Origin of the sequence: Streptomyces sp. NPDC058221 (assembly GCF_042882365.1) — a bacterium.
Lineage (GTDB): Bacteria > Actinomycetota > Actinomycetes > Streptomycetales > Streptomycetaceae > Streptomyces.
Genome location: NZ_JBHVWF010000198.1, coordinates 1 through 11,385, shown reverse-complemented (window position 1 = coordinate 11,385; position 11,385 = coordinate 1). Strand labels below are relative to the sequence as shown.

11 protein-coding genes and 3 pseudogenes are annotated in these 11,385 nt (G+C 67.7%); 8 read left to right on the top strand and 6 right to left on the bottom strand.

Annotated features, from left to right (window positions below):
• Nucleotides 1–32 precede the first annotated feature (32 nt).
• The gene (locus tag ACFVW8_RS35745; protein ID WP_389697578.1) at nucleotides 33–650 is read right to left on the bottom strand and encodes an SDR family NAD(P)-dependent oxidoreductase; all 618 of its coding nucleotides are present in this window, start codon (nucleotides 648–650) and stop codon (nucleotides 33–35) included.
• Between ACFVW8_RS35745 and ACFVW8_RS35740 the strand changes: the two genes are divergently transcribed.
• Nucleotides 553–1,182 (top strand): helix-turn-helix domain-containing protein, encoded by a 630-nt coding sequence (locus ACFVW8_RS35740; protein WP_389697576.1) that lies wholly within the window; start codon nucleotides 553–555, stop codon nucleotides 1,180–1,182. The two genes, ACFVW8_RS35745 and ACFVW8_RS35740, sit on opposite strands and share 98 nt — an antisense overlap.
• Complete coding sequence (locus tag ACFVW8_RS35735) at nucleotides 1,085–1,363, top strand: hypothetical protein (RefSeq protein ID WP_389697574.1); 279 nt, start codon at nucleotides 1,085–1,087, stop codon at nucleotides 1,361–1,363. Before ACFVW8_RS35740 ends, ACFVW8_RS35735 begins: the two co-directional genes overlap by 98 nt.
• Here ACFVW8_RS35735 and ACFVW8_RS35730 read toward each other — a convergent pair.
• Together ACFVW8_RS35730 and ACFVW8_RS35725 are read right to left on the bottom strand one after the other, a co-directional pair.
• Nucleotides 1,276–2,298 (bottom strand): annotated as a pseudogene (locus ACFVW8_RS35730) (IS481 family transposase); the annotation flags it as partial. The gene ACFVW8_RS35735 and the pseudogene ACFVW8_RS35730 overlap by 88 nt on opposite strands.
• Nucleotides 2,295–3,677, bottom strand: coding sequence for an MFS transporter (locus tag ACFVW8_RS35725; protein WP_389697572.1), 1,383 nt, complete (start codon nucleotides 3,675–3,677; stop codon nucleotides 2,295–2,297). The gene ACFVW8_RS35725 and the pseudogene ACFVW8_RS35730, both read right to left, overlap by 4 nt.
• A 70-nt stretch (nucleotides 3,678–3,747) precedes the next feature.
• Between ACFVW8_RS35725 and ACFVW8_RS35720 the strand changes: the two genes are divergently transcribed.
• A complete protein-coding gene (locus ACFVW8_RS35720; protein ID WP_389697570.1) occupies nucleotides 3,748–4,065 on the top strand; it encodes an ArsR/SmtB family transcription factor in 318 nt (105 codons plus the stop codon).
• Nucleotides 4,066–4,234: 169 nt separating this feature from the next.
• Nucleotides 4,235–4,574: pseudogene (locus ACFVW8_RS35715) on the top strand (hypothetical protein).
• A gap of 118 nt (nucleotides 4,575–4,692) precedes the next feature.
• Here ACFVW8_RS35715 and ACFVW8_RS35710 read toward each other — a convergent pair.
• Nucleotides 4,693–5,781, bottom strand: coding sequence for a CU044_5270 family protein (locus ACFVW8_RS35710; protein ID WP_389697568.1), 1,089 nt, complete (start codon nucleotides 5,779–5,781; stop codon nucleotides 4,693–4,695).
• The gene (locus ACFVW8_RS35705; protein ID WP_389697566.1) at nucleotides 5,778–6,434 is read right to left on the bottom strand and encodes an RNA polymerase sigma factor; all 657 of its coding nucleotides are present in this window, start codon (nucleotides 6,432–6,434) and stop codon (nucleotides 5,778–5,780) included. The genes ACFVW8_RS35710 and ACFVW8_RS35705 overlap by 4 nt, the downstream gene beginning before the upstream one ends.
• Before the next feature lie 237 nt (nucleotides 6,435–6,671).
• Between ACFVW8_RS35705 and ACFVW8_RS35700 the strand changes: the two are divergent.
• The 3 genes and pseudogenes from ACFVW8_RS35700 to ACFVW8_RS35690 all read left to right on the top strand — a co-directional run.
• Nucleotides 6,672–6,896 (top strand): annotated as a pseudogene (locus ACFVW8_RS35700) (helix-turn-helix domain-containing protein); the annotation flags it as partial.
• A 327-nt stretch (nucleotides 6,897–7,223) separates the two neighbouring features.
• Nucleotides 7,224–8,117, top strand: coding sequence for a dihydrolipoamide S-succinyltransferase (locus tag ACFVW8_RS35695; RefSeq protein WP_389697580.1), 894 nt, complete (start codon nucleotides 7,224–7,226; stop codon nucleotides 8,115–8,117).
• Nucleotides 8,118–8,120: 3 nt separating this feature from the next.
• The gene (locus ACFVW8_RS35690; RefSeq protein WP_389697564.1) at nucleotides 8,121–8,711 is read left to right on the top strand and encodes a hypothetical protein; all 591 of its coding nucleotides are present in this window, start codon (nucleotides 8,121–8,123) and stop codon (nucleotides 8,709–8,711) included.
• Between the two features lie 424 nt (nucleotides 8,712–9,135).
• Here the strand turns inward: ACFVW8_RS35690 and ACFVW8_RS35685 are convergent, their stop codons facing one another.
• Entirely contained in the window at nucleotides 9,136–10,110 is a 975-nt protein-coding gene (locus ACFVW8_RS35685) for a zinc-binding dehydrogenase (protein ID WP_389697562.1), read from the bottom strand.
• A gap of 298 nt (nucleotides 10,111–10,408) precedes the next feature.
• Between ACFVW8_RS35685 and ACFVW8_RS35680 the strand changes: the two genes are divergently transcribed.
• Nucleotides 10,409–10,597, top strand: coding sequence for a hypothetical protein (locus ACFVW8_RS35680; RefSeq protein ID WP_389697560.1), 189 nt, complete (start codon nucleotides 10,409–10,411; stop codon nucleotides 10,595–10,597).
• Nucleotides 10,598–11,385 lie beyond the last annotated feature (788 nt).

Here is an 11,385-nt window from a genome sequence, read left to right as displayed (position 1 = left end):
TGTGTTTGGGGTGTGAGGTGTTGCTGGGTGTGTCAGGTGTTGAGTGGTTTCCGGTGGGTGGTGTTGATGGTTGGGTGGGGGTGTGTGTGGTGGGGGTGTTGTAGGGGGTGTGTTGGAGGGTTGGGGTGTTGATGGTCGGGTGGGGGTGTGTGGGTGGGTGTGCTGGCCCGGTGTGTGGCGGATCCTGGGTTGGTGGGCGGGGGTTGGTTGGGTGTGTGCTGTGGGGTGTCTGATGTGTCGGTGTTGTTGGGGCCGGGTTCGGTGGGGGTGGGGTGGATGCCGGGGGTTGCGTTCTCCTGGGTGTGGGTTTTGCTCTTTGTTTTGAGGGTTTGTTGGGCGGTGTGGTGTAGCCGGAGGGTGGGTAGCGGGGTGAGGTTGGTGAGGTTGGTGGCTTGCAGGATGTGGCTGTTTCTCTGGGTCCGGGGGTAGGGCGGAGCCGTCTGGGTTGCCTGCAACGGGCGGAGTAGGTTGGTGTCGGGCTGGGCGCGTGCTTGTTCTTTGGTGGTTTCCTCGGCCGTGCCGATCAGTCTGTAGCCCGGGTTGTTGACGGCTATGTCGAGGTGGCCGAGGGTTTCGGCGGCCCGCTGTGTCGCTGTGGTGAGGGTGGTGCGGTCGTTCACGTCGAGGCGGAGTGGGGGCGCTGTCTCCATGGGTGTTCAGGAGGGGGTGCAGGGTCTGGGGGTCGCGTGTGGTGGCGGCGCCGCGGTCGCCGCGGTCGGGAGTGGGCTCTGCCCGGATGGGGCCGGAGCCGGGGGAGGTGCCGGTGATGAACCAGGTTTTCATGGGGTTGGGCCTGCGCTGTCCGCGCAGGGTCAGCAGGGACGCCTGTGGGGTTACCGTCGCAACTATGGCGGGCGAGGACCTTCTGGGGGGATTCCTCAAGGCCCGGCGGGGGCGGGTCGTTCGGGTGGATGGGGGGTGCCCGTCACCGGGCGGCGCCGGGTGGCGGGGCTGGGCCGGGAGGAACTGGCCCGGCTTGCGGGAATCAGTGAGCCGTACCTGGTCCGGTTCGAGCGGGGCGCCGATCGGCGTCCCTCGCGCCAGGTGCTGCGCTCCCTCGCGCGGGTGCTGGACCTGGACGCCGATGTGCGGCATACCTGCACATCCTTGCGGGTGTCGGGAGCGGTCCTGGATCCCGGTCGTGGGTGTCGGGAGCGGTCCTGCATCCCGGTTGCGGGTTGAGGTCTCCGCGGACGTGCACCGGCTGCTGGACGGGTGGGGGGATTACCCGGCGTACGTCCGTGACCGCTGCTTCGACGTGCTCGCGGCGAACTGGCTGTACGAGGCCATGAGGTTCGTTGCGCCGATCGGGGCGGGTGAAGCTGGTGGCTTGCCTCGGGCGGCGCTGTGGGGCCGGTGGTAGTTGTGGTGCACGTTCCACATGGCGACAGCGTCGGCCGGTTGGGCTTCGGAGGTCCAGGTGCGGGCGTAGAGGAACTCCTCGGCAAGGATTCGGTTGTACCGCTCCACTTTGCGGTTGTGTTTGGGCGTGTGTGGCGGGGTTCGCTTGTGGTTGGAGCTGAGTAGGGCTCTGGTGAAGGTCTCGGTGTGGTAGCAGGTGCCGTTGGCGGTGACGATGTTCTCTATGTTGGGTGATGCCGTGTGCTGCGAACCAGGCCCTGTCCGTGTGCAGGAATCCGATGGTGGTAGCGGCCTTCTCGTCGGCCAGCGGTTCTGTGTACGCCATCCGGGTGTGCCCGTCGACCACAGAATGCAGGTATACAGACCCGCGCTTCTTGGTCGTGCTCCGTGCGGCCGCGCGTGCTTGGTCGGAATCGCGGCCGTGGGCGCGCCAACCGCCGCCGTCGGGGATGCGACCGGCTTTCTTCACGTCGGCATGGATCATTTGCCCGGGGCGTTTGGCGGTGATCACTTGGGGTGTGCGGTTTGACTCGCTGTCGGGGTCGATGAACCGGCGCGGGTTCAACCCCGGCTGCATGAGTAACCGTGACACGGTGCGGCGGCTCACGGTGACGCCGGACCTGTTGAATTCGAACGTGATTGGGGAGGCCGGCTACTTGTTCTCCTGCCGTGTCGCCTCGATGCGCTGCACGACGTCGGCTGCGGTCGCTGTCGGTTGGTGGTGAGGAGTTGAGGAGTTGAGGATCGGTCCTGCAGACCGACCTCACCATATTGCCGCCACCGGTTCACCCATTTTGAGGCGCACGCTCGAGAGATGCCCATGTCCGCAGCGACGTGTGCGATCGGTCGTGTCTGGCACCGTTCGATCAGCCGGCGCCGGCCTTCAACAGATAGCGGTGCGTTGCGGTGGACAGGGCGGGCCGGGGCTTGGCTCATGCGTCGGTGTCTGCGGCCGTTGCGCACATGCCACTCATGGTGTGTGGTCGGTTGATCAGGGTCAGTGCAAAGGCGGCGGCGGTGGCGGCGGCCGCGACCAGGACGCAGGTGATGAACCCGTCTCGGAGCTGGGTGGCGGATCCCAGGAGCGGGGCGAAGACGGCGATGCCGATCGCCGCACCGACCTGCCGCGATGTGTTGAACACCGCTGAGGCCGCCCCGTGAGCCGAGGGCTGAACAGCAGAGATGGCCCCCGTGGTCATCGTCGGCACGAGGACTCCCGCGCTGAAGCCGACGGGAAGCAACGCCAAGATCATCGGCCACAGGGGGCCGAGGGTGCTCGTGATTGCGACCGTGACCAGCGAGCCGGTGAGCAGTAGCTGTGCTGCTCCGAGCACCAGGCGGCGTCCCCCGCGCCGGGTGAGGCCCGCGGCGCACACGCTGCCGATCGAGATGAGCCCGGTCAGCGGCAGGAACAGCAGACCACCCTCGATAGCGCTCAGCCCTCGTCCTTGCTGCAGCATCAGGCTCATAGCGAACAGCAACCCGTAGAAGGTGAAATTGAACAAGGCGCCTTGGCCTGCCGACATCACGAACGACCGATCAGCGTAGACGGCCGTTGGGAGCAGCGGTGCCTTCGCGATGCGCTCGGCTCGGACGAATGCACCGGCACCGATGACTACTAGAACAAGCGCACTCAGCACCCCCACACTTCCCCACCCTTGGGCGGGTGCCTCAATGAGTCCGAACACAAGACCAGCGATGAGAAGGGTCGCGGACACCATCCCCGCGTAGTCCAGGCGCCGCTCTTTACTAACCGTCTTGGGCATGGCGCGCAGACTCACTCCGATCGCCGGGATGCCGATCACAACGTTGACGGCGAACACGGCGCGCCAGTCAGCCAGAGATACCAATAAGCCACCCAGGAGCGGACCGGCCGCCATGCCGAGACCGCCGGCGGCTGCCCACCGGCCGACCAGCTTGTGCCGTGCATGCTCATCGCTCTCCGCCGCGGTCGCCAGCACCAACGCGCTCGGGAGCAGGAGAGCCGCACCGACGCCTTGGACAAGCCTCGCGAGGTTCAGCACGGACATGTCGGGTGCGGCAGCGCACACGGCCGACGCGGCGGTAAACACGGTCAACCCGGCGATAAAGGTGCGCTTGGAGCCCAGAACATCAGTGATCGCACCAGCGCCGAGCATCACCGCGGCGAAGGTCAGCGTGTAGGCATTGATCGCCCACTCCAACTCCGCGCGAGAGGCATGCAAGTGGGAACTCAGCTGGGCCAGCGTCAAGTTCACGATCGTCCCGTCGACGTACACCATGAACGACGCGATCAGCGCGAGTTGGACCACAACCCTCTTATGTTCGATAGCCATGGAACTACCATAGAGGTGGTTCGATGGTTATGGAACAACAGGTAGACTGGGGCCCTTAGGAGGTACTGACATGCCCACCAAGGCGCAACCGGCGGCGACGGGCCAACAGGACGGGCTGGAGGTGGTCGCCGTGCTGCGCGCATTGGCCGACCCGGTCAGGCTTGAACTGGTCCGACAGCTACGCAACTCCGAGGTGCCGATCGCCTGTGGCACCTTCGAGGTCTCCGTCGCCAAGAACACCCTCAGCCATCACTTCAAGACGCTCCGCGAGGCAGGGGTGATCATCACCCATCGCGTGGGCACACAGGCCCTCAACGTGCTGCAAGAAGACTCACTCGACGCATCGTTCCCCGGCCTGCTCGACGCCGTTGCACCTCGACGACGCTGACAAAGTGGACCGGCCTCCTGTTACCGCCCGCACCCGTAGCCAGCCAACTCAGAACACAGCAGACGGTGCAGCCGGCTCGTCATCCGTCAACAGCGTCACGACCCGCAACAACTAGCGGGCCCGGGCGCTCGCTCCGTTGTATGAGCCCGGTCATAACCTGGCCCGGGCGGTGTTCCTCGACTCGTCATCCCGCCGGCTCTTCCGCGACGGGGCGCAGGTGGCCGCGCAGACCGCGGCTGCCCTGCGCGCCGAAGCCGACCCGCGCGATCCCAGGACCGCCCGCCTGATCGCCGAGCTGGAGACAGGCGGGGAAGTTCCGCCGCCTGTGGGCGCGGCACGAGACACGACCGGCCCGTGACGAACTCAAACACCTCGTTCATCCGGTCGTGGGCGGCCTCGCGCTGCGCCGGCAGGCACTCACCGTCGGCGGCGCCGAGCAACCAATGATCATCGTGTACCAGGCGGCGGCAGGGAGCCCGTCCCAGGCGGTCCTGTCCCGGCTTCTGTGACACGCCGGGCGGCTGGGCGGCGCCCCCGCGGTCGGAGCCCGGTCACCTCCGGAGCCCGACACCGCCCCCAGGGGTTTTGCGGCGTGACGTGCGGGCCCGGGGGCGCGGGCATGCGGCCTCAGTCCAGGTAGGCGTCGTACTGCTCGACGTCACCGGGCTTGAGCTGCATCTTCGGGTCGGTCCTGATGCTGGAGAGCTCCGTGCCCAGGATGCGCCCGGTGTGCTCGTCGAGGATGATCGTCCACCGCACCGTCCGCTTGAAGTCGACGGCGTACGCCTGGCCCTGGCGTCCGGCACGGTCCTTGACCGGACCGATGGCACGCAGGCCGGCCTGCTCAGCGAGCAGGCCGTCGATCGCGGCCGTCTGGGCAGGGCCGGGCGTCCACTCACGCAGCAGCGCCTCCACGGAGTTCAGCGTCCAGTACGCGCTGGCGCGGGTATCGGGGTTGTCCCTCGCCAGGTAGTCGGCGAGGCCGCCGACGGTGGTCGGAGGAGTGCTCCGGTAGGAGGCGAACTTCTGCCATGACCCTGCGGGCAGGTGTGTGCGCTGGACGATCCGGCCGTCCTTGATGTCCTGCGCCTCACCGCTGCCGTCGGCGTGGTAGCGGTCGCGGGACTCGATCACCGGCATCTGCTCCGGCTTGTGCTTGCCGTCGTCCCACATTCCCATGGCCCACTCCCGGCGGTGGGTCCCGCGCTGCGCGGTGCCGGGGGAGCCGGCCAGGGCGGCGGCCCGCTTCGCGACGGTAGCAAGCGGCACGGTGGCCCGGGAGCCCTCCACCTTGAGCGGGGCGGGCGCGGCGACGGCCGTCTGACCGCTGCTGCCGGTGACGGCGAACCCCGCCACGGTCGCGGCGACGACGACGGCAGCCGCGCCGAGAGACATCGACCGGCCGGGCGTCAGCCAGCCGAAGGGCGAGGGGCGAACGGCGGAGCGGGACGTGGAGGACTTGGCGGTCCCCGGCACGGCGGCCGTGCCGTTGACCTCGTTCATCAGGTGCGCTTCAAGCTCCGCGTGACGGGCCGGCGAAAGCCGGGCGGCGGCGGGCCGCGGGACCAACTCACGCACCGCGGCGAGTTCGGTACGGTCGCGGGTCTCCTGCCACTCCCGGCTCCCCTCCCCGTGGGGCGGGACCGCCGGGCGGGAGGACGAGGCGGCGGCGGCCGAGGTGGCGGCGCCGGAACGGTTCCGGAACAGGGCGTTCATGCGAGGTTCTCCTGGGTGGATCGAGCCAGAATGCTGTCTACGTGCTGTATTTGTCCGCTGCCTCCGGGGAGTTCCGAACCGGGTGCGCTCTGCGTGTCGTCGCGCCGGCCGGCCGGATGCCCTACGGAGTCGCGCAGCTTGGCGCGGGCGCGGGACAGCCGGGAGCGCACGGTGCCGACGGGTATGCCCAGGGCCTCGGCGGCGGAGGCGTAGTCCAGCCCGCTCCAGACGCACAGGGTGAACACCTCGCGCTCGGTGCGCCGCAGCCCCTCCAGCGCGGCCTTGGCCGCCGCCAGCTGTTCGGCGTCCGCCAGCCGCCCGGTCACCTCCTCGGCGAAGTCCGGGACGGTGTCCGAACGTGGCACCCGGGCCAGGGCTCTCTGGTGCCGCCGCAGCGAACGGGCTGTGTTGCGCAGAACGTTGGTGGCGATGCCCAGCAGCCACGGGCGCAGACTGTCGGTCTCCTCCGGGCGCAGCCGCTCGCGTGAGCGCCACGCCTCCAGGTAGGTGAGGGAGACGACGTCCTCGGCCGTGGCCCAGTTGCCCGTGGACCACAGGGCATGCCGGTACACGGCGTCCGCGTGCTCCCGGAACGCCTCGGCAAGCGCGGCCGGGTCACCTTCACGGAGACGGGCGGGGGTTGAGTGAGTCACGTGGATTAATGTCCGACCGCTCCGGTGGGTTCCCGTGACGTGCGTCACGGATCCTGGGTGAAGATGCGCTGAAACCGGACTTGTACCATCGCCCGCAGCACTGGGGTCGGCCACCGGTTCTCCGTGCTGGCCCCCACCTGGATTCCCGCTCTCCTCTCGGCTTCGCAGCGCGCGCTCAAAATATGACTATTCCGCATAGGCTATGCGAGATTCCCATACGGTGGGTAGGGTGTGTTCATGTTGATGGGTACCGAGGAAACGCTGCGCGTGACGGTGACCGCGATCGCGCACCGTACCGGTGAGCAGCAGTCCGCCCTGGCTGCCGCCTTGGGTCTGACGCAGGGCCAGATCAGCCGCAGGCAGCGAGGGAAGGCGGCGTGGACACTGACGGACTGCGACCGCCTTGCCGCTCACTGGGGAATGTCCGTACTGGATCTCCTTGCGGGCCCTACTCACGCTCTGGCGAAGCTGCCCGCGGGCCGTATCGCGAACGACGGGCAGCAGACCCTCATCCCCCTCGGTATCCCCACCCCCGAACACAATGCGCCACCGGCACCGGCCCCACTCCCTGCGCCGGCATCGGCATCGGCACCGGCAGTGTCGGTGCTGACCGGCGAGTCGAACACACCCCCGCCCCTCCCAGGGCCGGTCACGCCCCCAGGGCCGGCTACGCCCCCAGGGCCGGGCTCCCCGGAGTCAGTGTGTGCCCCGCCGGCCCCAAAGCGGGTGGCCGCTCCTGCGGGTCCGCTCGCAGGCCGTGTCCGCAGACGTGTCGCGGAGGAACTGGCCGTGCACGACGGGGACATCGAGGCCGCACGGGCTGCGCTCATCAAAGCAGCTGTCCCGGACGTAATGGCGCTGTTCGCGGCCTCACGGGTCGGCGGCCGCTACGAGCACTCGGAATTCCCGCCTACCACCGCGATCCTCACGAAGGCGCGACAGAAGGGCGCGGACCAGGTCTGGGAGGCCCGTCCGAAGTGGCGCTCCCAGGAACTGCACCGTGCCGCACAGGGCGGGCACGTCACCCTCGATGTGACGGCCCTGGACATGAACGCCGCCTACCTCAGCGCACTGAAAACCTGGCTGCCGATCGGCAAGTTGGTACGCTCCGAAGGCGACCGACACGACGCGAAGCGCTCCGGCATCCACCGCGTCACCCCGGCCGCCTGGACACAGCCGGACCTCCCCCCACCCCTCGGCGCCCGGAAAGAACCGGGAGACCTGTGGATCACAGAACCCACACTCCGCCTCCTGCTGCGCTGCGCGAAACTCGGCTACTGCGAGGCACCTGTCATTCATGAATCATGGACATCCGGCGCCTCGGAAGGGCTGTTGGAAAAGATGCGCCGCGCTCTCGCCGAAGTACGCAAGGAAGCCACTTCGAAGAACGACGAACTGACCCTGGACTACGTGAAATCCATGTATTCTAAGTTCGTGTCCACCATCGGGGAAAGCAGTGCGAACCGGGAAATCCGACGCCCCGACTGGATGCACATCATTCGTTCACAGGCATTCGCAAACCTGTGGCTGAAAGCGCATAAAGCCCACACCTCAGGGCTGACGGTCGTTCAAATGTCAGGCACCGACGAACTGCACGTCGCCGGAGACTGGCAAACGGTATTCCCGGAAGGCCGCGACCTATCCCAGGTCAAAGCAAAAACCATCTACACGCTGGGGGAGTAGGCCATGACAGGCGGCGCAACCGACCTGTGGGGCCAGTGGCAGAAGCACGGCGCCCAAGGACTCAGCGGAGCACGGGCACTCGCCGCCGAACTGGACCGCATCGCCCGACAGGGCGCCATCGCCTCACCCGTCACAACCAACCGCGGACTCACCGCCCGCCTGCGCTACCTCAACAGCCGACCCGGCCGCGAAACCCTCGCCAAACACGGCGTATCCACCCGCCTCCTACGCTCCTGGCAGCGCGGCGCACGCCCCAGCGCCCCCAAACTGGACGCAGTCGACCGGGCCTACCAAGAACGCCGCAGGGACAACCTGGTGCGCTCAGGAGCTCTCAAGCGGCTACTCGACAACGACGGGCGCGGCCGCAGGATCGAGGTCTACCCCGTGGACCAGACGGCCGTCCCCGAGCAATACCGCCGCCCGAACATCAGCGAGCGCTCGGTACAGGCACGCTACGTCTGGGACGACATGGTCATCGCCTGGGGCAAAGGCGACATGGACACCCTGGACGAAATCTGGGACGACATCATCACCGACCTCGATTCCGATTATGCGGCCTACGCATACGTCGGCTCCATCGGGATCGGGGCATGAGGAAGACGAGGCCCCGCAGATGCTGAGAACGCAGCCGTGGGGCCCGCCACCATCACAACGGACCCACCTCTGCGCACGCCAGCCCGCCAGTGGGGGCTGTGGTCTCGATCGGCGCCGCGCACTGACCGGCGAGGACAGGGCACAGCCGTGATCCGTCTGCGCTGGAGCTACCGCAGCGGGGCCGCTGACGAGAGACCGATGGTCCCCGGGATCCGTAATGACCGGGCGACTCACCCGCTAAGGACTGCCCTGACTGCCCTGTAAATACGCTTCGAGCCGGGGCACGACTCGGCCTGTCCTACCGTTCCGGTGCAGTCCCACGCCCCACCCCCAAGATCAGCCGGAGCCGCGATTACGCCGTTCCCGCTGCCCGAGAAGAGTCCCAAGTCACCGCCCGGAGGACCAGAGAGCCGTATGGCCGGCGTCAAGCGATACGCAGGATCACCTTGCCGGTGAGCCCGGGCCGGTCGAGGAGCCGCCCCGCACGTTCTGCCTCGCTGAAGTCGAGGACCGAGTCGACGACAGGGCGCACGTCGCACGTTCGCAGTAGGCGGGGCAGGGCTTCGCCCAGCCGCGCGGTGAGGACGTGCAGCTCGTCAGCCTCACGGCCGCGGAAGGTAGTGCCGATCAGCTGTAGCCGGCGCGAGGCGAGCATTTCGAGGTCGAGGTGGGCATGCGTCCCGGCGAGCCGTCCGATCTGCACGATCCTCGCCCGGGGAGCGGCGGCACCGAGGAGGCCGGCGAGGACGGGCCCGCCCACGTGGTCCAGGCATACGTCGAACGCGTCTGGACCGAGTGCCCGAGCGATGTCCTCGGAATCCGTATTGATGACCCGAGTGGCGCCCAGCTCGCGGAGAAGGCCCGCCTTGGCCATGGAGCGCGTGGTCGCGAAGACGGTGCGGGCGCCGAGGGCGCGGGCGAGCTGAACACCGATGTGACCGACGCCGCTGGTGCCACCGGTGATGAGGACGCGGTCACCGGGCCGGAACCGCGCTACCCCGGTCAGGGCGTCATATTCGGTCAGGAGCGCGCTGGGCAGGCCGGCGGCGACGACCAGATCCAGAAAGCCGGGCACGGGAAGGAGGAGCCGGTGGTCGACGGCGACCAACTCGGCGCAAGCACCACCCGTCTGCGCCATGACGTACTGACCCGGCGCGAAGCCGGTGACATGGTCACCGACCGCCCGCACCCGACCCGCCATCTCGAACCCGACACGGTCCAACGCGACATTCCAATCGGCACTGGACGGGACATAGGCACCCTCACGCATCAACAGGTCGGCACGGTTCAGCCCTGCGCTGGCGACCTCTACCAGCACCTGGCCCGCGCCAACGACGGGAGCCGCGATTTCGGCCACAGCCCACGCAGGCGGTGTACCGGTCGTCAGAAGTGCACGCATACAGCGATTATCGCCGACACAGAGCAGACCCGACCGCACGGACGAAAGCGGCAATATCCCCGAGCGGGCCCGCCCTGGCAGCGCCCTGGCCGGCTACGCACTGCCGCACGTCCTGCACCACAGGCTGCACACCAAAGCCGTCGAGAACGCAGCGCCCGCAGACCTGCCTGCCCTCTTCCGCGCCTCCACACCCAACGAGGCAGAGCCCGACCCGCCGGACAACACCGGCCCATGACGGGCGCCCGGGCTCGCCGCCGCACCAGTCGGGGCCGGGGCGAGACCCGTACGGGTCTGGCTCATGAGCACGATGCGCCGCCGTCTCGGCACCGGCCCGGCCACCCCTGCAGCGCCCCGCGAGGAGGCGGAGCAACTGCGGCTGCTGGCCGCCGAACACATCGCCCCCGGAGCACACCTGACGGCCCGTGGCGACGAAGCACTCGAGCCGCGGGGCCGACGGAAGCTCGGGACCGGAACCCCCGACGCCTGACAGCAACGGACGGGGCCGGGAGTGGAACTCACCACCGACGCACTGGTGATTGCCGCGCACCGTCCCACAGTCGCCCTGTACGTCTTCGGCCCCGCCGGTACGTCACCAGATTGACGTACCGGCGACGAATGACGAGCGCGCAAGCGAAATCCGCATACGGCATCTGGAATCAAAGGAGGTGCTTTCCGCATAACTGGTGGGCGCCGCCTTTGTGTTGTTTTACCGGTCGAGTGATGGGCCGTGGGTGTGTCTGTCGTTGGAACTCGTTTCCTCGCCATATACGGGCTCCTGGCCGTATATGGCGAGGAATAGGGATGTTCTCGAAGGTGCAGATTCCGTCTTCGTAGAGGGGCCTTTTGCATTCGTCTTCATGGAATTGACGTGGTGTCATCAGGATTCTTAGGCTTCCCTGTGGAAATATATTGGTGTAGACCACTTGATGTCTGATCAGGGCAGAGTGCCAGCGCTTCCGGGGGAGGGCCGGTCTCGAGTCGGCGTCCTGACGGGTGGTCAGTGACGAGCGCATACTGTAATGGAAGGGCTCGGGGACCAGAAGCCGCGAGGAACTGACAACGAGGACCAGGACAACGAAGAGAACATCAGAAAACACGGTCTGACCAGCATGAAAAGACCGGACCGGCCACCATCTCACGTAGCCAGCCAGGGGCAGGCCGGAGGCCGGCCCTACGGGCCGAAGGCCCGGCATTGTCACCGAAGGTGACAATGCATCAGGGCGCCGAAGGCGACCCAGGGTGCGGAGCACCCTGCAACTTGACGGCCCGTAGGGC

Coding starts and splice junctions, on each gene's coding strand:
- ACFVW8_RS35685 (WP_389697562.1), bottom strand. CDS start 10,110: ATGCGTGCACTTCTGACGACCGGTACACCGCCTGCGTGGGCTGTGGCC.
- ACFVW8_RS35710 (WP_389697568.1), bottom strand. CDS start 5,781: ATGAACGCCCTGTTCCGGAACCGTTCCGGCGCCGCCACCTCGGCCGCC.
- ACFVW8_RS35720 (WP_389697570.1), top strand. CDS start 3,748: ATGCCCACCAAGGCGCAACCGGCGGCGACGGGCCAACAGGACGGGCTG.
- ACFVW8_RS35725 (WP_389697572.1), bottom strand. CDS start 3,677: ATGGCTATCGAACATAAGAGGGTTGTGGTCCAACTCGCGCTGATCGCG.
- ACFVW8_RS35690 (WP_389697564.1), top strand. CDS start 8,121: ATGACAGGCGGCGCAACCGACCTGTGGGGCCAGTGGCAGAAGCACGGC.
- ACFVW8_RS35740 (WP_389697576.1), top strand. CDS start 553: ATGTCGAGGTGGCCGAGGGTTTCGGCGGCCCGCTGTGTCGCTGTGGTG.
- ACFVW8_RS35680 (WP_389697560.1), top strand. CDS start 10,409: ATGAGCACGATGCGCCGCCGTCTCGGCACCGGCCCGGCCACCCCTGCA.
- ACFVW8_RS35735 (WP_389697574.1), top strand. CDS start 1,085: ATGTGCGGCATACCTGCACATCCTTGCGGGTGTCGGGAGCGGTCCTGG.
- ACFVW8_RS35745 (WP_389697578.1), bottom strand. CDS start 650: ATGGAGACAGCGCCCCCACTCCGCCTCGACGTGAACGACCGCACCACC.